Annotated in this window: 21 protein-coding genes; 11 read left to right on the top strand and 10 right to left on the bottom strand. The window is 63.0% G+C overall.

Annotated features, from left to right (window positions below):
• Nucleotides 1-5: 5 nt before the first annotated feature.
• Nucleotides 6-197 carry a YegP family protein gene (locus tag ACTAQJ_RS20850; RefSeq protein WP_223934473.1) on the bottom strand — a complete coding sequence of 64 codons (192 nt, stop codon included), beginning with the start codon at nt 195-197 and terminating at the stop codon, nt 6-8.
• Between the two features lie 159 nt (nt 198-356).
• On the opposite strand from ACTAQJ_RS20850, the gene nboR reads away from it, so the two are divergent.
• Nucleotides 357-995: a nicotine blue oxidoreductase gene (gene nboR / locus ACTAQJ_RS20845; protein ID WP_431120315.1), complete on the top strand. Its 639-nt coding sequence runs from the start codon at nt 357-359 to the stop codon at nt 993-995.
• A gap of 40 nt (nt 996-1,035) precedes the next feature.
• Nucleotides 1,036-1,518, top strand: a complete 483-nt coding sequence (locus tag ACTAQJ_RS20840) for a GNAT family N-acetyltransferase (RefSeq protein ID WP_498699064.1) — start codon at nt 1,036-1,038, stop codon at nt 1,516-1,518.
• 80 nt (nt 1,519-1,598) lie between these two features.
• Here ACTAQJ_RS20840 and ACTAQJ_RS20835 read toward each other — a convergent pair whose 3' ends face one another.
• The 5 genes from ACTAQJ_RS20835 to ACTAQJ_RS20815 all read right to left on the bottom strand — a co-directional run bounded on the left by ACTAQJ_RS20835 (nt 1,599) and on the right by ACTAQJ_RS20815 (nt 9,125).
• Nucleotides 1,599-4,463, bottom strand: coding sequence for a molybdopterin-dependent oxidoreductase (locus tag ACTAQJ_RS20835; RefSeq protein ID WP_498699061.1), 2,865 nt, complete (start codon nt 4,461-4,463; stop codon nt 1,599-1,601).
• Nucleotides 4,453-5,388 carry an FAD binding domain-containing protein gene (locus tag ACTAQJ_RS20830; protein WP_498699058.1) on the bottom strand — a complete coding sequence of 312 codons (936 nt, stop codon included), beginning with the start codon at nt 5,386-5,388 and terminating at the stop codon, nt 4,453-4,455. Before ACTAQJ_RS20830 ends, ACTAQJ_RS20835 begins: the two co-directional genes overlap by 11 nt.
• Nucleotides 5,379-6,680, bottom strand: a complete 1,302-nt coding sequence (locus ACTAQJ_RS20825; RefSeq protein WP_498699056.1) for an XdhC family protein — start codon at nt 6,678-6,680, stop codon at nt 5,379-5,381. The genes ACTAQJ_RS20830 and ACTAQJ_RS20825 overlap by 10 nt, the downstream gene beginning before the upstream one ends.
• Before the next feature lie 348 nt (nt 6,681-7,028).
• Complete coding sequence (locus ACTAQJ_RS20820; protein WP_498699053.1) at nt 7,029-8,624, bottom strand: NCS2 family permease; 1,596 nt, start codon at nt 8,622-8,624, stop codon at nt 7,029-7,031.
• A 6-nt stretch (nt 8,625-8,630) separates the two neighbouring features.
• Entirely contained in the window at nt 8,631-9,125 is a 495-nt protein-coding gene (locus ACTAQJ_RS20815) for a nucleoside deaminase (RefSeq protein WP_498699051.1), read from the bottom strand.
• A gap of 399 nt (nt 9,126-9,524) precedes the next feature.
• Here ACTAQJ_RS20815 and ACTAQJ_RS20810 point away from each other — a divergent pair, with 399 nt between their 5' ends.
• The gene (locus ACTAQJ_RS20810; RefSeq protein ID WP_498699049.1) at nt 9,525-10,868 is read left to right on the top strand and encodes an 8-oxoguanine deaminase; all 1,344 of its coding nucleotides are present in this window, start codon (nt 9,525-9,527) and stop codon (nt 10,866-10,868) included.
• Nucleotides 10,869-11,024: 156 nt separating this feature from the next.
• The gene (locus tag ACTAQJ_RS20805; RefSeq protein ID WP_498699047.1) at nt 11,025-11,960 is read left to right on the top strand and encodes a type IV toxin-antitoxin system AbiEi family antitoxin domain-containing protein; all 936 of its coding nucleotides are present in this window, start codon (nt 11,025-11,027) and stop codon (nt 11,958-11,960) included.
• 157 nt (nt 11,961-12,117) lie between these two features.
• Here the strand turns inward: ACTAQJ_RS20805 and ACTAQJ_RS20800 are convergent, their stop codons facing one another.
• A complete protein-coding gene (locus tag ACTAQJ_RS20800; RefSeq protein ID WP_216926482.1) occupies nt 12,118-12,294 on the bottom strand; it encodes a hypothetical protein in 177 nt (58 codons plus the stop codon).
• 371 nt (nt 12,295-12,665) lie between these two features.
• On the opposite strand from ACTAQJ_RS20800, the gene pucL reads away from it, so the two are divergent.
• The 3 genes from pucL (at nt 12,666) to ACTAQJ_RS20785 (ending at nt 15,878) form a co-directional block, all read left to right on the top strand.
• Nucleotides 12,666-13,580 carry a factor-independent urate hydroxylase gene (gene pucL, locus ACTAQJ_RS20795; RefSeq protein WP_498699043.1) on the top strand — a complete coding sequence of 305 codons (915 nt, stop codon included), beginning with the start codon at nt 12,666-12,668 and terminating at the stop codon, nt 13,578-13,580.
• 180 nt (nt 13,581-13,760) lie between these two features.
• Nucleotides 13,761-15,269: a nucleobase:cation symporter-2 family protein gene (locus tag ACTAQJ_RS20790; RefSeq protein WP_498699041.1), complete on the top strand. Its 1,509-nt coding sequence runs from the start codon at nt 13,761-13,763 to the stop codon at nt 15,267-15,269.
• 141 nt (nt 15,270-15,410) lie between these two features.
• Nucleotides 15,411-15,878 (top strand): DUF2867 domain-containing protein, encoded by a 468-nt coding sequence (locus tag ACTAQJ_RS20785; RefSeq protein ID WP_498699039.1) that lies wholly within the window; start codon nt 15,411-15,413, stop codon nt 15,876-15,878.
• On the opposite strand, the gene ACTAQJ_RS20780 is transcribed toward ACTAQJ_RS20785, so the two are convergent.
• The gene (locus tag ACTAQJ_RS20780) at nt 15,865-16,620 is read right to left on the bottom strand and encodes an IclR family transcriptional regulator (protein ID WP_224088895.1); all 756 of its coding nucleotides are present in this window, start codon (nt 16,618-16,620) and stop codon (nt 15,865-15,867) included. The two genes, ACTAQJ_RS20785 and ACTAQJ_RS20780, sit on opposite strands and share 14 nt — an antisense overlap.
• 221 nt (nt 16,621-16,841) lie before the next feature.
• Between ACTAQJ_RS20780 and ACTAQJ_RS20775 the strand changes: the two genes are divergently transcribed.
• The 4 genes from ACTAQJ_RS20775 to ACTAQJ_RS20760 are packed head-to-tail and all read left to right on the top strand — an operon-like array spanning nt 16,842 to nt 21,963.
• On the top strand, nt 16,842-18,242 hold the full coding sequence (locus tag ACTAQJ_RS20775) for an NAD-dependent malic enzyme (protein WP_498699037.1): 1,401 nt from the start codon (nt 16,842-16,844) through the stop codon (nt 18,240-18,242).
• A gap of 16 nt (nt 18,243-18,258) precedes the next feature.
• A complete protein-coding gene (gene aceB / locus ACTAQJ_RS20770; protein WP_498699035.1) occupies nt 18,259-19,872 on the top strand; it encodes a malate synthase A in 1,614 nt (537 codons plus the stop codon).
• Between the two features lies 1 nt (nt 19,873).
• Entirely contained in the window at nt 19,874-21,136 is a 1,263-nt protein-coding gene (locus ACTAQJ_RS20765) for a DUF6986 family protein (RefSeq protein ID WP_498699034.1), read from the top strand.
• Between the two features lie 14 nt (nt 21,137-21,150).
• Nucleotides 21,151-21,963, top strand: coding sequence for a bifunctional allantoicase/(S)-ureidoglycine aminohydrolase (locus ACTAQJ_RS20760; RefSeq protein WP_431116625.1), 813 nt, complete (start codon nt 21,151-21,153; stop codon nt 21,961-21,963).
• Between the two features lie 73 nt (nt 21,964-22,036).
• Here ACTAQJ_RS20760 and ACTAQJ_RS20755 read toward each other — a convergent pair whose 3' ends face one another.
• Nucleotides 22,037-22,333 (bottom strand): hypothetical protein, encoded by a 297-nt coding sequence (locus tag ACTAQJ_RS20755; RefSeq protein ID WP_498699031.1) that lies wholly within the window; start codon nt 22,331-22,333, stop codon nt 22,037-22,039.
• A gap of 85 nt (nt 22,334-22,418) precedes the next feature.
• Complete coding sequence (locus ACTAQJ_RS20750) at nt 22,419-22,739, bottom strand: MmcQ/YjbR family DNA-binding protein (protein ID WP_498699029.1); 321 nt, start codon at nt 22,737-22,739, stop codon at nt 22,419-22,421.
• Nucleotides 22,740-22,760 lie beyond the last annotated feature (21 nt).

Raw genomic sequence — 22,760 nt, 5'->3', positions numbered from 1 at the left:
AAGGCTCAGGTGCCCAGATTCCTCCGGTCTACGACGAATCCGGTTGCCGCGTTTTCGCGGACTGCGTTGATACCGGCCACGACGGCCTTCAAATTGGGAAACTGTGGCGACACTGCCACAACTGTGCCGTCATCGGCTGTGAGTCGGAACCTGAACGTGTTCGTCCCGGCCTTGAGTATTTCGAAACTGCCCGCCATCTTCCCCTTTTCCTCCACGCATCATTGCATTAGAGCTGATTTGAACAATTCCCTACCGACAATAATGGCCGCCGGAACCTACCAACAGACCTACTGAGGAGTAGTTTGCAACCGATTTTGGTAGATGTCCCGGAAAGCTCTGAGGGAGCTACAGACCGCGTGCATGCCCGCGCGTATCGTGAGGATATGACTGAATCCGGCGTGGCGCCCACTACGGGCGTCCTGCTTGCCGCAGGGGCTGGTACGCGCTTGGGCCGCGGACCGAAAGCGCTGCTCCCCTACCGCGGCCGCACGCTGGTAGAAGTGCTGGCCGACACGCTGTTCGACGGCGGCTGCCGCGAGGTGGTGGTTGTTGTTGGGGCCGAGGCGGACCGCGTTCGAAGCACCACGGATCTACGGACGTACACCGTGGTCGAGAACGAAAACTGGGCCAAGGGCATGGCCGGTTCTTTCCGCGCAGGAATCGAGGCGGCCTCGCCGGGACACAGCATCATGGTGGCTCTGGTGGATCAGCCCGGACTAACCCCGACGGCGGTCAGCAGGTTGCTGGGAAGCCACCGTCCAGGCCGGGTTACGGCAGCCGCATACCCTGACGAATCAGGCCGCCTTAAGCGTCGGCACCCGGTGATTATCGACGTCGGGCTCCGATCCCAAGCGGCGGAAGCCGCGAATGGTGACACGGGTGCGCGGTCTTTCCTCAAGGCGCATCCGGGTTTGGTGGACCTGGTGGATTGCAGTGACCTCTGCTCCGGCGAAGACCTGGATACGAAGGATCAGTTGCACCTGCTGGAGGACTGACTGCGGAGCCGACCACTCCAGGGCCGGTAAATTTGAATCCATGATCCAGATTGCCCTTGACGATCCCACGCGCCCGGATGTCCATCAGCTCCTCAGCGAACATCTGGCGGACATGTTTGCGACGTCGCCTGCAGAGAGCGTGCACGCATTGGACCAGTCGGCGTTGTCGCATGAAGCCATCACGTTCTGGACGGCCCGCGAAAACGGCGTGTTGCTGGGATGCGGGGCGCTGAAGGAACTGGCCACTTCTGATGGAGACGGCCGGTCCGGCGAGATCAAGTCGATGCGCACCACCGCCGCTGCCCGTGGGCGCGGAGTGGCCACCCTGATGCTCAAGCACATCGTGGCCGAAGCCGGCCGCCGCGGCTACGAGCGGGTGAACTTGGAAACCGGGACCGAAGAGTACTTTGCCCCTGCACGTCGTTTGTATGCCAGGCACGGATTCACCGAATGCCCGCCCTTCGCGGACTACACCCTGGACCCGAACAGCGTGTTCATGGAGCTCGCCATTTCGCCCAAGTAGCCGTCCCACCCAAGTAAGTCGCAGTTAAGCGCGTTCTGACGTCTCAAAACGCGCTCAACTGCGACTCAGTTGCGGTGGGGTTAGACGGGCGCAGTGGTGCGGTCCCGAAGGGCCAGGTAGATCTTGTCCCGGGCGATGGGCACTTCGCCGAAGCGGATTCCGGTGGCGTTGCGGATGGCGTTGGCCAGCGCAGGTGCCACGGGGTTGAACGGGCTCTCGCTCATGGACTTGGCGCCGAGGGGCCCGGTGGTGTCGTTCGTTGTTGCGAAATAGACCTCGCTCCGCGGCACGTCCGCGAATGACGGAATGTGGTACTGCCGCAGGATATCCGTGGTGACGTGTCCGGCGTCGTCCACTTTCACTTCCTCATAGAGCACCGCACCAAGCGCCTGCGCGATGCCGCCTTCGATCTGCCCACGGCACTGCCGCGGGTTCACCACAACGCCGGCATCTGCCGCCTGCACGCTCTGCAGGATCCGCAGCTCACCCGTACCCGTATTAACGGCAACCCGGAAACCGTGCACGTTGAATGCCACCGAGCGTGGCGTTCCTCCCCAGTTCCCATCGGTGGCGAGGCGAACGCCTTGGAGACGGGCGGCGTCGTAGATTTCATTGAGCGGAACCACGCGGTCGCCGCACTCCACAGCTCCATCCACCAAGCGGCAATCCGTCAATGCAGCCCCAGTCAGCGACGCCGCAACGGTCTGTATCCTGGTTGCGAGCTCAAGGGCCGCGCCGAGCGTCGCCTTACCGGCCACGACCGTCCCGGAAGAACCGAACGCGCCGGTGTCGTGCTCCACAAGGTCCGTATCGGACTGACGGACGGTAATTTTGGAGGCTGCTGTTGCCAGCGCAGTCGCAGCCAGTTGCGCATGAACGGTTGTGGTGCCGTTCCCGAACTCTGCAGTACCGACGTCGACGGCGAACCTTCCGTCCGCTTCAAGGCTCACCCTGGTGTGGGCAAAGTGGCCTCGCGGCGGGACGGTATCGATCATGGAAAGAGCCGAGCCCTCCCCCACGACCCAATCCGGGCCGGGATCCTCCAGCCCAGCGGCCCGGTAACGCTCCTTGCCCCGGTCCAGGGCATCCCGGACCAAGGCCACGCACTGGTCCAAGCCGTAGCTACCGTAGTGGACGTCCTCCTCAGGCTCGGGTGTAGTAGACAACATGTGATCCCCGGGCCGGACCATGTTCTTGAGCCGGAACTCCAAGGGGTCCATCCCGATACCGATCGCAAGTTCGTCGATGGCGGACTCAATCGCGAAGATCATCTGGCTCAACCCATAGCCTCGGAAAGCACCGGCGGGAACCGTGTTGGTGTAGACGGCCTGGGCGTCCACTTTCTTGTTGACGCATTTGTAGACGGCCAACGATTCGCCGCAACCGTGGAACATCACGCCGGGCGCATGGTTTCCGTAGGCGCCAGTGTTGGTGATGACATCCAGTTGAAGGGCGGTCAGGTATCCATCCCGGCTGGCTCCCGCCTTGAGATTGATGGTGAAGGGGTGGCGCGTTGTGGTGGACGTGAACTGTTCGGTCCGGGTGAACTCCACCTGGACCGGCCTACGCAAAGCCAGTGCCGCGAGGGCCACAAGATCCTCGGTGAGGACCTCCTGCTTGCTGCCGAAACCACCCCCGACGCGGCCAGCCACCACGCGAACAGTTTCCTCCGGCAGATTGAACAACCGCATCAGGGTGCGCTTTACCAGGAAAGGAACCTGCGTGGAGGAACGGACAACCAGTCTGCCGTCCTCGTCCAGCCAGGCAATGGACGCGTGCGTTTCCATCGCGACGTGCTGAACCCTTTGCGTCTTGTACGTGTGCTCATGGATGAAGTCGGCTGCCGCGAAGCCGTCGGCCACGCTGCCAAGCTCGGCGTGGACCTCTGCCACCACGTTCTCCAGGGGCCGGGAGATTCTGGAGTAGACGCCATCCTTGTCGCCATGGATTGCGGGGGCGCCGGGAAGAATGGCCTCCTGGGGCGTGAACACCGGTTCCAAGAGCTCGTACTCCACAGCAAGCGCCCGTGTTCCAGCCTCGGCAGCGCCCACGGACTCCGCCACGACAGCGGCAACACGCTGCCCGATGAACCGCACCACATTGTCCAGCACGCGGGTGTCATCGGGGTCGTCCGTGAAGTGTTCGTGCTGGGCAGTGGAGAACAACTGCGCAGGTGCGTCTTCGTGCGTGAAAACAGCGACGACGCCAGGAACTGCCAATGCCGCGGTCTTGTCAATGGATACGATCCGCGCGTGTGGATGCGGCGACCTCACGAGCTTGAGATGCAGCAGTCCGGGCAGTTGCTCAGCCGGGACATCCAGGGTGTACCGGGCAGTTCCGGTAACCACGGCTTGACCGGCGGGTGCGGGCACGTTGTCCCCGAGCTGGCCGGGCGTGGCTTCCACAGCCACGGGCTGTCCGGCGGCAGACTGTCCGGCGGCAGACTGTCCAGCGGCAGGCGATTGTGCCCCGGAAACGTCAGCTCCGGCGTCGTGCTTGTGCCCGCCGCCGTGACCATCAGCATGACCACACACGGCGTCGGCGATGGAGCGGTAACCGGTGCAGCGGCACAGATTTCCCTTGAGGTTGCGGGGCAGGTTGGCACGTTGTTCGTCGTCAAAAGTGGCTGCGGTCATGACCATGCCGGCGGTGCAGAACCCGCATTGGAAACCCTGGGCTTCGAGGAGCTGCTCCTGCACAGGGTGGAGGGCTTCGCCCGTGGAGAGACCTTCGATCGTGGTGACCGCTTTGCCCTCTGCCCGGACAGCCGGATAGATGCAGCTGTGGACGGGAGTGCCGTTGACGTGCACAGTGCAGGCGCCGCAGTCTCCGCCGTCGCAGCCCTTCTTGACGCCGAAGTTTCCCTCTTCCCGGAGGAAAGTGCGCAGGCATTGGCCGGGGCGGGGTGTGGCCTGAGAGGCAGCGCCGTTGATCTCAATTGCCATGGGAGGCCTCCTTCTGCGGGTTGTTCTGTGCGGGTTGCGTGGATGGTTGCGGCGAGGTGGCGTGCGGCGGCCAGAAGTCGCCTGACACCACCATCGACTCGCCCAGCAGCTCGGCCCGGATTTCCTCGGCCAGTTTGAACGTCATATCGCGGCGCCACGCGGGGAGGCCATGGATGTCATCGTGGTACAGCGGCCAGGGAATGGAATCCCCGACGGCGTCAGCCAGCATCCCGGCGTCGGGAACCTGCCCGGCCGGGAACCGTAGCTGTACGGGCCTTTTGGTGGAGGCGGTGACGGTGATGATCAAAATGCCATCGGCGTCGAGGCGTCCGATGAGCAGCACGCCGGATCGTCCAAGGTTACTCAGCGACAGACGACGGAAGGCGACCCGGGCGGCGAGTGCCGCGGCCGGAAGGTGGATGCTCCGGAGCAACTCCCCCGGGGCCAGGACATTCTCCATGTCCCCGGTCACGAAATCGGCCACGGGCACGCTGCGGCTGCTGCCGTCCGGGCTCTGGATGGATGCTGTGGCATCGAGCCCGGCACACAGCGAAATCATTGGACCGGCCGGCAAGGATGTGCAGAGATTGCCTCCCACCGTGGACATGTTCCAGATCTTGAAGGACGCCACAAACGAGTCGCAGCAAGGACGGATCAATGCCAGGCCGGGCCACTCGCGGTTGGCTGTTTCCGCGGACGCCGGCAATGCGTAGAGCTCGGCAACGGTGCAGGTTGCCGCGAGCTCAATGCCGTCATCGGTTACGGTAATGGCCGGCCAATCCGCTTGACCCAAATCGAGGAGCCGCTTGAGGACGGTGCTTCCATAGGAGAAGAGGACAGTCCCTCCGGCAAGCCAGGCATCGCCGTCGCGCCATTGCGAAGGATCGGTGGTGGGAACCACGGCCTCGATGGTGTTCATGTCCATGGGTCCTCCTGAGTGAGGTGTTGCGGTGCCGTGTGAATCGGTGCCGCGTGAATCGGGCCGCTGCTGTCCTTCAGCGAGGGGAAGCCTGCGGCTGTGTAGCCGGGGGCCTTGTGGCGGGTGACTTCGTGGCCCGTGACTTTGCCGCTGTGGGCCCCTCGCTCGGCGATGATTTCTGCCGTGATGGAGACTGCGACTTCGGCTGGTGTCACTGCACCAAGGTCTAATCCGATCGGGGAATGCAGGCGTTCGAGCGCTTCGGAGGGCGTGCCCGCCTCGAGCAGGGCGTCAACTCGTTGCCGGTGGCTGCGACGCGAGCCCATTGCGCCGACGTAAGCCAGGTTTAGGCGAAGCGCTGTTTCGAGCAAGGGAATGTCGAACTTTGGGTCGTGGGTCAGGACGCACACCACCGTCCGGGCGTCGACTCGCCCGGCCGCTGCTTCGGCTTCCAGATAGCGGTGCGGCCAGTCGGTGACCACTTGGTCCGCTCCGGCGAAACGGCCCTGCCGGGCAAACGCAGGGCGGGCATCACACAGGGTGACGTTGTAGCCAAGCAACTGTCCGGCGGGGAGCAACGCGGCACCGAAGTCGTTGGCGCCGAAAATGAGCATCCGCGCGGCCGGCAAGCGGCTTTCCACGAACAAGGTGATGGGCTCGGGCTGCGTTATTTCTTCCGGGCCGGCCGACGCCCATCTGTCCACTGTCACCCAGCCATCGATGCAGCCCTCGGGTGCTGCCAGCCGGACCAACCCCGTGCGTCCGCCTTGGAGCAGCGGCTCAACCTGGGCCGCCGCAGCCATCAGGGTGGCGGGATGATCGCCCACCAACCGGGCCAGTTGCGTTGATTCCATGGTGCGGAACCGAACAGGATCATCAACGACCACCGCTCCCCCTCCTCCACCGAGCCTGCGGATGAGGGCCAAGGCCGTGGGTTCGTTTGATACAGCGATGTCCAACAAGGCCATTTCGCCGGAATCGCTACCCAGTGGCTGGATATGGACTTCCAGCTCTCCTCCACAGGTGAGTCCGACGGCGAACGCGTCCTCGGCACTGTAGCCAAAAGACTCGAGGCGTGGGCCGCCGTCGCGCATTGCTTCCAAGGCCGCCTCCACGACGGCCCCTTCGACGCAACCGCCGGAGAGGCTGCCCAGGATTTCGCCATGTTCGGAGACCATCATGGAAGTCCCCATGGGGCGCGGCACTGAGCCGCCGGTCCCTACGATCGTGGCCACAGCGCATCGTTGGCCAGAGACCGCAGTCCGCCAGCTGCCCAGTGAAGGCATCAGATCCAGCATGGCAACACGTCCTTTTTCCAGGTGTCCCGGCCGGGTGGCCCGGCCGGAGCAGTGCGCGATCTTGCCCTCATAATCTCATTTCCAGAAGGTGTTGAGGGGTAGTCGCGGTTATTGAGTAAGAGTTCATAGGAACGGGGGCAAGGGCTTCATCTCCCTGCCCCCGTTCCCTGACGGAGCATCAGCACCCGTTCCTGAATCAACAGGGCCGCCGCCCGCCGTCGCGCCTCTTCCGATGGTGCTGTTCGGTCAGGGACCACGACGACGGACGCCTATTCGTGCGGTGGGTGCGGATGGACCGCCGTTTGAAGTGCCGGATGTGGACCCGCCGGCGCGGGGTGCGGCTCCGGGCTAGACGCCCATCAAGGCGTTGATCGGGCCACGGGCGAAATAGATAATGAAGCCCGCCGTGACCACCCACATGAGCGGATGGACTTTCTTGGCCTTGCCCGATGCCGCGCTGATCACCGCGAAGGAGATGAACCCAACGCCGATGCCGTTGGCAATGGAGTAGGTCAGCGGCATGGTCACGATGGTGAGGAACGCCGGCAACGCGATGGCGAACTTGGTGAACTTGATCTCGCGGATCTGAGCCATCATCATCGCGCCCACCACCACAAGTGCTGAGGCAGCCACTTCCAGCGGGACAACCGAAGTGAGCGGTGTGAAGAACATCGAACCCAGGAACAGCAGGCCAGTGACAACCGACGCCAGGCCTGTGCGGGCGCCCTCGCCGATTCCTGCTGCGGAGTCGATGTAGACGGTGTTGGATGAACCGGAGGTCCCGCCACCCACCACTGCACCCATGCCTTCAACGATGAAGGCCGACTTCAGCTTGGGGAACGTACCGTCCTTATGTGCCACGCCTGCGCTCTTGGCCAGGCCCGTCATGGTGCCCATGGCGTCGAAGAAGTTCGTGAACACCAGGGTGAAGACCAGCATGGTCGCAGCCAGTCCGCCAATCCTGGCGAACGAACCAAAGAGATCGAACTGGCCTACCAGGCTAAGATCCGGGACGGACATCAACTGGCTGGACAGGATCGGCACGTTGAGGTGCCAGCCGCCGGGGTTATCGGCGGTGCCCGGACCAATGTGGAACACGGCCTCGGCTATAGCGGCGAGGACTGTTGTGGCGACGATGCCAATCAACAGGCCGCCTTGGATCTTGCGTGCCACGAGGATACCCATGACCAGCAAACCGATGATGAAGACGAGAGTTGGGATGGAGGTGATGGAACCATCCGTGCCGAGCTGGACCGGCGGCCCGCCCTTGGTGGGGCGGACAAAGCCGGAGTCGACGAAGCCGATGAAGGCGATGAACAGGCCGATGCCAACGGTGATGGCGGCCTTGAGTTCCTTGGGGACTGCCTTGAAGATCGCGGTCCGGGCACCGGTGGCGCCGAAGAGGACGATCAGGATGCCGTTGATGACCACCAGGCCCATGGCTTCTGGCCATGTGACTTCCTGGATGACCGCGACGGCGAGGAAGGAGTTGATGCCCAAGCCGGCTGCGAGGCCGAAGGGAAGGTTGGCCACAAGTCCGAAGACGATGGTCATCACGCCGGCGGTCAGGCCAGTAACTGCGCCCACCTGTGCTGCCGAAAGCCAGCCGCCGGCCACATCCACCGGGGCGTTGTCTGCCGAGAAGCCGCCCAGGATGAGCGGGTTGAGGATGACGATGTACGCCATGGTGAAGAACGTGACCAAGCCGCCGCGGAATTCGCGGGCCAGCGTAGAACCACGCTTGGTGATCTGGAAGAACTTATCCAGGAAGGAGTTCGACACCGGCGGCTTGCTGTTACTGCCTTGTCCGGCGAGCCGGGTGGCTGTGTGCTTTGCGTTTGCCGCTGTGGGCTCTGCGCTCTTGCCTCCATTGGGGAGGAGCGCAGCCTGCTTTTCAGCTGCGGTCTGCATTTCTGCGGGATCCAGGATTGTCATGTCAGCCACCGGGCCCTAGTAGTCGATCCTGGAATCAAGCGTGCTCCATGTGGTGAACGGCTGGAGGGCCGCCGGAGCCTGGGGGTCGCCCAGTTCCAGCTTGGCTACCGGCATCAGCGCGTCCCGGTTGTCGTTCTCGAAGAACTCGTAGAAAACGGCGTCGTCAAAGCCAACGGATGCGGCGTCGTGACGGTCTGCGGCAAAGAACACGCGGTCAACGCGTGCCCAGAGTGCGGAGGCCAAGCACATGGGGCATGGCTCGCAACTGGTGTAGAGGGTTGCTCCGCTCAAATCGAAGGTTCCCAGTTCGCGGCAGGCGTTACGGATGGCCGTGACTTCTGCGTGTGCGGTGGGATCATTCGTGGCGGTAACGCGGTTGACGCCTTGGAAGGCTTGTCCGTCCGCGGTAACAATGACGGCGCCGAAGGGGCCACCGCTGTTGAGGACATTGGCTGTTGCCAGCTCAATGGTTGTGGCCAGGAATTGCTCGGCCGTGACGGTTGTACTCATGTTGCGACTTCCTTAGTGCTGAGGAAGCCAGGTGACCTGTTGGGGGCGCTACGGAGCGGAGCTCCAGTTAGCTTGGTTACCAGGCTTCAGCATGTGCGATGAAGGTTAAGTTGCGCCTGGTAGATAGCTTCCCGAAGTCCGGGTGCCCGCCTTTGGCAGTTAGAGCGTAGCACCAGGTTTGTGAGCCGCGCCATAGTTTTTTGAAAATTTAATTTCGCCATACGAAATTGAGGTTGCTGGCCAGATGTGACCGTGAGACGCCTGCGAACGTTGACTGCCGCCGTCGTGCATCTTACGCTTTTCGGACCGGACGCACTTGGTGGCATCCGGCTCCTGGATCAGCAGACAGGGCCTAACTGAGCTGGAACGCGTACACGCCGACCAGACAAGGAACCTGTCATGACCCCTCTTTGGATCAAGAACCCGCTGGGTATCTTCACCGCAAACGACCTCGACGCCGGTGGCGGCCTGGTGGTCTCCAACGGGAAGATCTTGGAGCTCGTGCTTACGGGTGGGCAGCCTTCGTTGCCTTGTTCCGTCTTTGATGCCTCCGCCCACGTGGTTCTGCCTGGGCTCATCAACACCCACCACCACTTCTACCAAACCCTCACCCGCGCCTGGGGTCCGGTGGCCAACGCTCCATTGTTCCCGTGGCTGCAGAATTTGTACCCGGTGTGGGCACGGTTGACACCTCGGAGCCTTGAGCTTGCGGTGCAGGTTGCACTCGCCGAGCTTTTGTTGTCCGGCTGCACCACCGCCGCCGACCACCACTACCTCTTCTCCGACGGCATGGAAGACGCCATTGATATCGAAGTAGGCGCGGTGCGCACCATGGGCATGCGGGCCACGCTGACCCGCGGATCCATGACGTTGGGAGAGGACGACGGCGGACTGCCGCCCCGGACCACGGTCCAGTCACCCGAGACGATCCTTGCGGACAGCGAACGGCTGATTCGTCAGTACCACGAGACCGGCGACGGGGCCGTTGTGCAGATAGCCCTCGCCCCTTGCTCGCCGTTCTCCGTCACCAAGGAGATCATGGCCGAGAGCGCAGCCATGGCCGAACGCTTCGATGTCCGGCTGCACACGCACCTTGCAGAGACCATCGACGAGGAAGACTTCTGCCGCTCGATGTTTGGGCTGCGGACCGTGGATTACCTGGAGTCAGTTGGCTGGTTGGGATCCCGCACGTGGCTTGGACACGGAATCCACTTCAACGACGACGAGATCGCCAGGCTGGGAGCCGCTGGCACCGCCGTCGCGCATTGCCCAACCTCCAACATGCGCCTGGCATCCGGGACAGCGCGAGTGCTGGAACTTGAAGCCGCGGGCGTTCCTGTGGGCCTGGGAGTGGATGGCTCTGCGTCGAACGATGCTTCCAACATGATCCTTGAGGCCCGCCAAGCCCTGTATTTGCAACGACTCCGGTACGGGGCTTCCGTTCCTGTGGAGAGGGCACTTGGCTGGGCGACACGTGGATCCGCCGCCGTTTTGGGCCGCTCGGACATCGGGCAGTTGGCTCCGGGCCTTCAGGCAGACCTTGCCCTGTTCAAGCTGGACTCGCTGCGGTTCTCCGGGAGCCACGACCCCGTCGCCGCCTTGCTGCTCTGCGCGGCGGACCGGGCAGACCGCGTCATGGTGGGAGGCCAGTGGCGGGTGGTGGACGGGGCGATCCCGGGGCTGGACATTTCCGGGCTCATCGCTGAGCACTCGGCTGCGGCGCGGAAGCTGGTGGCGGGGTAGGTTCTGGCTTCGCTGGGGGGTGGCGCCCGTTTCGGGGGTTCCCTGCGCTTGATGCCGTTCGCACGGCACTGTCCGCAGCGGGTCATCGAAACGGGCTTCTCCACATAGTCAAACTCACCCCTGTCTTCGCCCGTCGGCTCATTGAAGTCTTGATCCATGACACCGAGCAACAGCAACGAGCTTCCCGTGGGGATGGATTTGTGGCGGACCAGAGAGCTCCACGAGTTGGGGTTCAACCACCGGAGAATTGCCGCGCTGGTTCGCGCCGGCGCCTTAGTACGACTGCGCCGTGGTTGCTATATCCGAGGCCGCACTTGGGTAGCCCAAAAGCCCTGGGTTCAAAGTCTGCAGCTAGTCGCCGCGCACGCACACGGCACACTTTCGACGTCGGGCGGCGGCTTGGTCTACAGCCATACCTCAGCGGCACGCCTCCACGGATTGTTCCTGTGGGACGTGGATGACCGAGTGCACATCACCACGGAAACAACGGCGTCAACCACTTCCCATGGCAGGGACGTTGTGCCGCACACCCGCCCGCTGGCGATGATGGGGGCTGTTTTCGTCAAGGGAATGCCATGCACCACGTTGGAACAGACGGTTGTGGACTGCTGCCTCATGCTCAACTACAAACAAGCCCTGGTGCTAATGGATCACGCCCTCCGAAAGGGTGCCGACGCCTCGAAACTGCAAGAGATGTGCGCATCGCTGGCCGGACGCAACGGAGTTCTCACTCTTCGACGGGCTTTGGAGAATGCCGACGCCAGATCCGAGTCACCCGGCGAAACCCTGACCCGCGAGCTGCTGCAAAGGTTGCGGATCGAGCTGCCCGAACTACAGGTGAAGGTGGCGTCAGCTGAAGGCCACCATCGTTTGGACTTTGCATGGAAGGAAAAGAAGGTGGCCCTGGAGTTCGATGGAAAGGTCAAGTACTTCGACTACGCACCCACCGCCGAGGTGATCTACCAGGAACGGCAGCGAGAAAAGGCCCTCACCGAGCTCGGCTGGAAGTTCATCCGTATCAAGTGGCAGAACCTATTCAGCGAACAGGAGTTCAAGATGCGCGTGCAGCAGGTTCTGCGGGGAGCAAGCTAGAGCCCGTTTCGGGGGTGCGCTGCGCATTCGACGGTGCGCACGGCACGCTGCGCTGGGAACCCCCGAAACGGGCGGGCGCGGGCGCGGGCGGGCGGGCGCGGGCGGGCGGGGCCGGGCGGGCCCGGGCGGGCGCGGGCGGGCCCGGGGATGCAGTGGGCTAGGGGCGCTGGCGGCCGAACACCGGGAGCGCGCGGAGCCAACGGGAGAATCCGCCGGCATTGCGGTCGCAGTCGGCCGGGATGTAGAAGTCCGGGTCTGTTGCACCGAAGGGCAGGTACAGCTCCTGACCCGGTGCCGGGAATTCCACGACGTTGTTCGTATCCTTCGAGTCCATCTGTTCCTCCTCTTTTCAGTGCTCACAGTTTCCGCATTTCGGAAAATGTTTATTGCTATGTGAAAAGGATAGGCAGGCCGCAGAGCAGCCGTCAAGACCTGTCCAAGAGGGAAGAAGAGTTGCTCCGGTCACATTTGGCTGCTTCATAACGATCTCCGGAAACCCATATACACAGGCCGAAATCATGCGCTACTCTCGAATGAGTTCGTGGCGTACGTCACGTAACCTGAGAGCAGCAGGCAGGGTCGTAATGAGCTGGCATCAATGGATGTCGGCTCTTTTTTGTTGGGTCGGCTCCACCAGAAACGCGGTGGAAACACGCGCTTAATTTCATTGATGGAACGTAGGTTCCACCTCACAGAAGTTGGGATATGACCATGAGCAACAACATCGTCCTCGGCGAAAACCAGTACGGCAAAGCGGAAGTCCGCGTCGTCAAGGTCACTCGGGATACTGACCGCCACCACATCGAAGATCTGAATGTCACCTCGCAGCTGCGCGGCGATTTCCAGGCTGCGCACCTCGAAGGCGACAACGGTCACGTCGTTGCCACCGATACCCAGAAGAACACCGTCTACGCTTTTGCCCGTGACGGCATCGGCTCACCGGAGTCCTTCCTGCTGCGTCTCGCGGACCACTTCACCAGCGAGTTCGAATGGGTAACCGGTGGCCGCTGGGAAGCCGAGGCCTACAGCTGGGATCGCATCCAGGCACACGGCGCGGGACACGATCACAGCTTCGTCCGCAACGGACAAGAGGTGCGTACCGCCGTCGTCGTCCGTGATGGCGCAACCACGCACGTGATTTCCGGCCTCAAGGACCTGACCGTCCTCAAGACCACGCAGTCAGGGTTCGTCGGCTACCCGCGCGACAAGTACACCACCCTGCCGGAAACCACGGACCGCATCCTTGCCACTGATGTTTCCGCCCGCTGGCGCTACAACACCAACGTGGACTTGGCAGGCACGGACTTCAACAAGAGCTACGAGGACATCAAGGCCCTCCTGCTGGAAGGCTTCACCGAGAACTACTCGCACGCGCTTCAGCAGACGCTGTTCGACATGGGCAAGAAGGTCCTGGAAGCACACAGCGAAGTGGATGAAATCAAGTTCTCCATGCCCAACAAGCACCACTTCCTGGTTGACCTGAGCCCGTTCGGTTTGGACAACCCCAACGAGGTCTTCTTCGCCGCGGACCGCCCGTACGGCCTCATCGAAGCAACCGTCCAGCGCGAGAACACCACGGCCGCGCCCGTTGCATGGAGCGGCATCGCCGGCTTCTGCTAAACACCACCCCTAACAAGGCACCACTAACAACGCACCATCCAGGAGTTTGTGTGCAGGTCCCCCAACGGCGCCCCGCCAAGGCCGGACCTGCACACAAACCCCACCCCAAAACCCAAGATTTTGTTAGCCAGACACAGTTAGCCAGACGAAGACGTCTGCCATGAACCCAGAAAGTCTGCCATGAACATCAAGAAGAAATCCCGCCCTGCGAATACCGCCCCTTCCCAGTCGCACAAGCCGGAACGTCCCGAGGACAAGCGCCTCTCCATCGGAAGCACGTTCGCGTACGGCTTCCAGCACGTCCTCACCATGTACGGCGGAATCATTGCCCCTCCGCTGATCATCGGCGCGGCCGCCGGCATGTCCTCGCAGGACATCGGCCTCCTCATCGCCGCTTGTTTGTTCGTTGGCGGCCTGGCCACCATCCTGCAGACCGTCGGCATTCCGTTCTTCGGCTCGCAGTTGCCATTGGTACAAGGCGTTTCCTTCGCCGGTGTTTCCACCATGGTGGCGATCGTCCAAGGCGGCGGCGGGATCCAGGCGGTGTTCGGCTCGGTCATTGTGGCCTCGCTAATTGGCCTGGCGATCACTCCCCTTTTCTCCAAGATCATCAAGTTCTTCCCGCCAGTGGTTACTGGAACCGTGATCACCACTATCGGCCTCACACTGATGCCGGTGGCAGCAAACTGGGCCATGGGCGGCAACGCCAAGGCGGACAATTACGGCAGCATGGCAAACATCGGCCTCGCCGCAGCAACCATGGGCGTCGTCCTGCTCCTGAGCAAGGTGGGCAACGCCGCCATTTCCCGGCTCTCCATCCTGCTGGCCATGGTCATCGGCACCATCATCGCGTTCGTTGCAGGAATGGCAGACTTCTCCAAGGTTGGCCAGGGCGACATCGTCGCTTTCCCCACGCCGTTCGCTTTCGGTGCTCCGACCTTCGAAATCGCAGCAATCATTTCCATGCTCATCGTCATCCTGGTAACACTGACCGAGACCTCCGCAGACATCATTGCAGTGGGCGAGATCGTCGATACCAAGGTTGACTCCCGCCGCATCGGCGACGGCCTCCGCGCGGACATGCTCTCCAGCGCCATCTCACCGCTGTTCAACTCCTTCACGCAGAGCGCCTTCGCCCAGAACGTTGGGCTCGTGGCCATCACCGGCATCAAGAGCCGTTTCGTGGTGAGCGCTGGTGGCCTCATCCTGGTGGTCCTCGGCCTCCTGCCGGTCCTGGGCCGAGTGGTCGCAGCGGTTCCGACGCCCGTCCTGGGTGGTGCCGGCGTCGTGCTTTTCGGCACGGTGGCGGCCAGCGGTATTCGGACCCTGGCCAAGGTTGAGTACAAGAACAACATGAACCTGATCATCGTGGCCGCTTCGATCGGTTTCGGCATGATCCCCATCGCCGCTCCGAAGTTCTACGACCAGTTCCCGTCCTGGTTCTCCACGATCTTCCACTCCGGCATCAGCTCCGCCGCAGTCATGGCGATCCTGCTGAACATCCTCTTCAACCACTTCAAGGCCGGCAATTCGGACAACCAGTCAGTGTTCGTCGCCGGGACGGACCGGATCGTCAGCGAAGAGGACATCAAGTGCCTCAGCGAAGGCGACCGCTTCGAGAACGGCAAGCTGATCGACGTCGACGGCAAGGAAGTCCCGCTCAAGACCTCCAGCGCCTCGGAGCACTAGCTCCCGTCCAAAATGGCAGATGACGGCAGCGTTTCCTTGGGGGACGCTGCCGTCATTTGTCGCCTTGCTTGGAAGCCACCTCGCTCAGAATGTACGACGACGGCGCTCACCACCGGGCAACACTCACCGTAGGATCAGCCCATGACCGAACAGCTCCCCTGCTTCCGTTCCCTCGCCCTCGGCAAGATACCGGAGCCGGACTACGCGGACGTTTGCCTGGCCACCCTCCCTGAGGGCGCCGGCCCGGATCCCAGGGAATGGGCGGAGCGAGTGTTCTCCATCGAGTCAATGCCGCGCTGGGTTGCTGGAGCCTTGCGGTTACGGCAGGCGCTGGTGCCCCTGATCGGCATCCCGAAGGCGCCGCCGAACACCTTCACGGTGAGCGAACAGTCGGGCGAGGAAGCCCTGATCTTCGTCCGGGACAGGCACTTGGATTTCGCGGTGGCGGTTGGAGTTGATCCCGTGACCCGACTGATCAGGGTGACTACCGCCGTCGAGCTTAAGGGGTGGCGCGGAAAGCTGTACTTCGGCGTCGTTCGGCCGGTTCACCCGCTGGTGGTGGACTCGATGCTGCGGAAGGCCACCCGCAAGAAGGCTAGTTCTGGTTGAGCTCCGCGGAGATCGCCAAGGCTGCCTCGCGCAACATCGGCACAGCACGGTCGGCAAAGCTCTGGTCCACACGGGTGATGGGCCCGGAAACGGAGATTGCCGTGGGAGTGGGTGCATTCGGCACGGCCATCGCGAAGCAACGGACGCCGAGCTCCTGCTCTTCCTCGTCAATGGAGTAGCCGCGTTCGCGGATCAGCTTCAGGTCCGCGAGCAGGGAGTCGATATCGCCGATGCTCTTGGCTGTGGGCGTAGGCATGCCGGTTCGGGCAACAATGCCACGGACCTGTTCGTCGTCGAGCTGCGCCAGGATCGCTTTGCCAACACCGGTGTCATGAGTGTGGGCCCGACGGCCAACCTCGGTGAACATTCGCATGGAGTGCATGGACGGGACCTGGGCCACGTAGATGACCATGTCCGAATCCAGGACCGCCATGTTGGAAGTTTCGCCAAGCCGTTCCACGAGGGTCTTCAGTTGCGGACGCGCCACGGCGCCGAGTTGCTTGCTGGCACCTTCGCCCAGGCGTATGAGCCGCGGGCCCAGGGCGTAGCGGCGGTTGGGCAGCTGGCGGATGTAGCCGAGGGACACCAGGGTGCGCAGCAGGCGGTGGATGGTGGGCAAGGGCAGGTCAGTGGACGAAGACAGCTCGCTCAGGGTGACGTCGCCACCCGCATCCGTGATCAGTTCCAGCAGTTCAAAGACGCGCTCAACGGACTGCACGCCTCCGGAGGCTTTTTCAGCCATTCCCTTGTCTCCAATGACTCAGATTCCGACAACTCTTATCCGCATCGTGAAAAGAATTGCTTAGAACACCCAAGATACAGCACAGCGGGCAAGTGCGCGACGAGACGCAAGATGACCGAGTAGGGGGTTGTGTTTCCACTTGGTAGATAATAATATCCATAATACGAAAACATTTAGTTTGGAACGGCGGCCCGGGAACGGGCCTAACAGGAGGAATTTCAATGGCGAATCCGAGCCCCGGAAACTCGATCACCCTGCGCGTCGCCGCACCGTCCAGCTTCACCGCTACGAGCGAGCTGGCTGCTGCCGTCGGCGCAGCGGGTGCCGCAATCACCGCGCTGGACGTCACGGAATCCCACCACGAGACGCTCGTTGTGGACGTCACGTGCAACACCACGGATGACGATCATGCTGCCCGCGTGAAGGACGCCCTGAACGCCCTCGACGGGGTCACCGTCCAGCACGTTTCCGACCGCACTTTCCTGATGCACCTCGGTGGCAAGCTCGAAGTCGTCCCCAAAGTAGCCCTGCGCAACCGTGACGACCTGTCCCGCGCCTACACTCCCGGCGTCGCCCGCGTTTGCATGGCCATCGCAGAAGACCCGGCCGCTGCCCGCAACCTGACGGTCAAGCGCAACACCATCGCCGTGCTCACCGATGGTTCGGCCGTGCTGGGCCTGGGCAACATTGGCCCCGCAGCTGCACTGCCCGTCATGGAAGGCAAGGCCGCCCTCTTCAAGCAGTTCGCCAACGTTGACGCCTGGCCGGTCTGCCTGGACACGCAGGACACCGAAGAAATCATCATGATCGCCAAGGCCATGGCCCCCGTCTACGGCGGCATCAACCTCGAAGACATCGCCGCGCCGCGTTGCTTCGAGATCGAGAACCGCCTTCGCGAAGAACTGGACATCCCGGTCTTCCACGATGACCAGCACGGCACCGCGATCGTCACGCTCGCAGCCTTGGTCAACGCGCTCCGCGTCGTGGACAAGAAGCTCTCCGAGGTCAAGATCGTGGTCTCGGGAGTCGGCGCTGCCGGCTCCGCCATCATCCAGCTCCTCAAGGCCCAGGGCGCGCAGCACATCATCGCCGCCGGCCGCTCCGGCGCCATCCACTCCGGCGAGAAGTACGACGACGAGCACCGCAGCTGGATTGCCTCGAACACCAACGAAGAAGGCTTCTCCGGAACCCTGCATGACGCCCTCAAGGGAGCAGACGTCTTCATCGGCGTCTCCGCCCCGCACGTGATCGGCGAAGAGCAGGTTGCATCCATGGCCGAGAACGCGATCGTGTTCGCCATGGCCAACCCCACGCCGGAAATCGACCCTGTCATCGCATCCAAGCACGCGGCCGTTGTCGCCACGGGTCGCAGCGACTTCCCGAACCAGATCAACAACGTATTGGCCTTCCCCGGCTTCTTCCGGGGCCTGCTGGACGCCGGAGCATCGGACATCACGCCGAACATGCTGGTGGCCGCTGCTGAGGCAATTGCCAACCGGGTGGCTGACGATGAGCTCAACGCGAGTTACATTATCCCCAGCGTCTTCGATCCCCATGTTGCCGCCGATGTGGCCAGTGCCGTAGCAGCTGCTGCGCACGCCAACGCCGCCAGCGCACTCTAGAAAAGGACACCGCCAAATGGCTACCACAGTCACTGATCCCCGGCCGATCGATCGCGCCGAGGAGATCCTCACGCCCAAGGCACTGGGCTTCATCGAGGAACTGCACAAGCGCTTCGCCGGCACCCGTGCCGAGCTGCTGGAGGCACGCAAGGTCAAGCGCCAGCAGGTTGCCGACACCAGCCGCCTCGACTTCCTTCCTGAGACGCAGGAAATCCGCGACGGCGACTGGAAGGTCGCCGAGGCACCGGCAGCTTTGCAGGACCGCCGCGTTGAAATGACCGGCCCGGCGACCCCGGCCAAGATGGCCATCAACGCGCTCAATTCCGGCGCCAAGGTCTGGCTCGCCGACCTCGAAGACGCCAGCACTCCCACGTGGCCCAACGTCATTGACGCCATCCTCAACCTCCGCGACGCCGCCCAGGGCACCCTGAGCTACACCTCGCCGGAAGGCAAGGAGTACCGTCTGCGCAGGGATGCTCCTTTGGCTGTTGTTGTTGCCCGTCCGCGCGGCTGGCACATGGAAGAGAACCACCTGCTCATCGACGGCGAACCTGCGGTGGGCGCGCTGGTGGACTTTGGTTTGCACTTCTTCCACATCGCCAAGCAGCTGCTCCTGAATGGCCACGGCCCGTACTACTACCTGCCCAAGATGGAGAGCCACCTGGAGGCCCGCCTCTGGAACGACGTCTTCGTCTTCGCCCAGGACTTCCTCGGCATTCCACAGGGCAGCATCCGCGCCACCGTGCTCATCGAGACCATCCCGGCCGCGTTTGAAATGGACGAGATCCTTTACGAGCTGCGCGATCACGCCTCGGGCCTGAACGCCGGCCGTTGGGACTACCTGTTCAGCATCATCAAGTACTTCCGTGATGCCGGCGAAGAGTTCGTCCTGCCGGACCGTGCCACTGTTGCCATGACGGCTCCGTTCATGCGCGCCTACACCGAGCTCCTGGTCAAAACCTGCCACAAGCGCGGCGCCTTCGCCATGGGTGGCATGGCCGCCGTCATCCCCAATCGGAAGCAGCCCGACGTCACCGCTGCGGCCTTCGACAAGGTCCGTGCCGACAAGACGCGTGAGGCAAACGATGGCTTCGACGGCTCGTGGGTTGCGCACCCGGACCTCGTTTCCACGTGCCGCGAGGTGTTCGATTCGGTCCTCGGTGACCCCGCCAACGGTGGAAAGCCCAACCAGCTGGACAAGCAGCGCCCCGAGGTGAACGTCACAGCCGAGCAGCTGATCGACGTCGCCTCTGCCGGCGGCACCGTCACGGAAGCCGGACTGCGGCTGAACCTGTACGTCGCCGTCGCCTACACGGGTGTCTGGATTTCCGGCAGCGGCGCGGTGGCGATCCACAACCTCATGGAAGATGCCGCGACCGCGGAAATCTCCCGCTCGCAGGTGTGGCAGCAGATACGCAACAAGTCCGTCCTCGCGGACACGGGCAACACCGTGACCCGCGAACTCGTCACCCGCATCCTCGGCGAAGAGACCGAGCGCCTGCGGATCGAGTTCGGTGACGAGAACTTCAAGGCATACTACGAGCCGGCCTCCAAGCTGATCGAGGACATCTGCCTGTCCGACGATTACACCGACTTCCTGACAACACCCGCGTACGAACTGGTGGGCTGAGATGGGTTCATTCTCTTCATCTGATCTGGCTCACATCGAGTCCCAGCTTGAGGCGACGGACCAGCTCCTGGACCGCAACTACCCCGGCGACGACGGCTCACGCCAGCCCATCCACACCGTCTACGTCCCGGCGGACCGCTTCACACCGTCATTTGCGGCGGAGTGGGGCGCCCAGGCGCTCGCGACGGCGGAAGCTCACGGTGGCCTGGAAAAGCTCGGCCAGCTGTTGGGCCAGGAGCCTCAGCTGGCTGCCGCTGTTGCGGAGCGTGTGGCGGCGAAGCTCTCCTCCGAGCCGATCGAGGACCTCCGCTTGGACTTCGAAGACGGCTACGGGGACCGCGGCGATGAGGCTGAAGACGCCGACGCCGTTGCTGCCGCCAACGCTGTTGCTGCTGCGGTTGCAGCGGGAACCGCTCCTCCGTTCATCGGCATCCGCTTCAAGTGCTTCGAGGCAGCCACCCGTGCCCGCGGGCTGAAGACGCTGGACTTGTTTGTGTCCACACTGGCTTCGGCCGGTGAGCTCCCTGCAGGACTGATCCTGACCCTGCCTAAAGTCACCACTGTGGCCCAGGTGCAGGCCATGGACTTCGCAGTCTCTCGCCTCGAGGAAGTGCACGGCCTTCCCGCGGGGAGGCTCCGGTTCGAGGTGCAGGTGGAAACGCCGCAGCTCATTCTGGGCGCCGATGGAACGTCCCCCGTGGCGCAGCTCCCCCACGTTGTTCCGGGCCGCATCAGCGCTCTGCACTACGGCACGTACGACTACAGCGCTTCGCTGGGAATCTCCGCGGAATATCAGTCCATGGAGCATCCGGCTGCCGATTTCGCCAAGGAAGTCATGCAGCTCGCCGTCGCCGGAACGGGTATCCGCCTTTCTGACGGTTCCACCAACATCATTCCCGTGGGCGACGCCGTTGAAGACGCCTGGAAGCTTCACGGCCGGCTGGTCCGCCGCTCCCTGGAAAACGGCTACTACCAGGGATGGGACCTCCACGCGGCCCAGCTCCCCAGCCGTTTCTCGGCGTCGTACGCTTTCTACCGCGAGGGTCTGCCTGCCGCAGCCCTCCGCCTCCGGAACTACGTGGAGCGCACCGAAGGCGGCGTCATGGACGAGCCCGCCACCGCCCGCGCCCTCGCTGGTTTCGTCCTTCGCGGCGTCCAGTGCGGCGCAGTGGGGACCGACGAGGTCAAGGCGCTTGCCGGCGTCGAACTTTCACAGCTGACCGCACTGGCGCACCCGCGGCTCGCCCAACCAACGTCCCACTGATAAGGAGCATTCCCATGGGTAAGTACTACTACCCCCAGGGCGGCCTGCCGCCGCAGACCCACCTCACCACGGAACGGGCGATCGTCACGGAGGCCTACACCGTGATCCCCAAGGGCGTGATGACGGACATCGTCACCAGCAACCTGCCTGGATTTTCCAACACGCGCTCCTGGATCATCGCCCGTCCGATCTCCGGCTTCGCCACCACGTTTTCCCAGTTGATCGTTGAGATCGCTCCGGGCGGCGGGGCTCCTAAGGCCGAGTTTGAATCCGGTGTTGAAGGCGTCATCTTCGTCACCAAGGGCCGGGTCAACCTGACTCTCGACGGCGAACTGCACCACCTCGAGGAGGGCGGTTACGCCTACCTCGCGGCCGGTTCCGAGTGGGGCCTGGAGAACGTCTCGGACGACATCGTCTCCTTCCACTGGATCCGCAAGGCCTACGAGCGCCTTGAGGGCTTCGAGGCCAAGTCCTTCGTGACCAACGAGAAGGACGTGGAGCCCACCTCCATGCCGGACACCAACGACGTCTGGAAGACCACCCGCTTCACGGACTCCAGCGACCTCGCCCACGACATGCAGGTCAACATCGTCACCTTCCAACCCGGCGGCGTGATCCCCTTCCCGGAGACCCACGTCATGGAGCACGGCCTGTACGTCCTGGAGGGCAAGGCCATGTACCTGCTCAACAACGACTGGGTGGAAGTGGAAGCCGGCGACTTCATGTGGCTCCGCGCATTCTGCCCGCAAGCCTGCTACGCCGGAGGTCCGGGCGAGTTCCGCTACCTGCTGTACAAGGACATGAACCGCCAGGTGAAGCTCACCTGATTTGCGCCGAGATCGCCGGAAAGCTACCAGTTCGCTGGGAGCTTTCCGGCGATCTTGCGTTTCTCCGGCGAACTCAGCGACGCCGGCCGGTGGCGAAGCCCGACCAGAACGCAAGGACCAGCAGGCCGGTCACGGCGAGAGTGAGCCCATTTCGCACACCCGCGCCAACGTACGTCAGTCCGTCTCCAGCGAATGTTTGGTTACTCAAGGGCGCGTAAGCAAACCAGCCCGTGGTCTCGTTCAGGCCATTCCATGCCAGGACGCATCCCACGATCACCGCGATCAGGCCAAGCAAAGGCACGACGGCGGCAAGGACTCTGCGCGCAGGCTGCGGTGTGTTGCGTTCCCCAAGTTTGCTGTGTTCCCCCATGCGGGCGAGTCTAGCGTGAGCTCGCGCACCCAAGTAAGTCGCAGTTAAGCGCGTTTTGAGCTCTCAAAACGCGCGCTGCTGCGACCTAGTTGGGTTTTGGTTTGCCCGGGGTGCCGGCGATTCTGTACGACTCCTGGAGCAGTTCGTCGAGCTCCTCTGCGTCGATGTTCTCCAGCCGGACCAGCAGCAATTTCGGTGATCGTTCGTGATGAGGAGTCCAGAAGTAGGTGTCCGGCTCCATCGCTGCCAGGGCTTCGCGCTCATCCGTTTTGACCGTGACAACTCCGTCTTCCCAGATCCGGGCCATGAGGGTCTTGCCAAACCAGGCAGCCTGGCCCCAACTTGGGCGTTCGGTGACGCCGGGCATGGCAAGACAGATACGCCTGACGTCCTCTTCGGTGGCCATGGTTCACTGTGACACTGGCGT

The organism is Arthrobacter sp. alpha11c, from assembly GCF_054149985.1.
The sequence above is the reverse complement of the archived record's forward strand: the minus strand, read 5'-3'. Positions and strand labels throughout refer to the sequence as shown.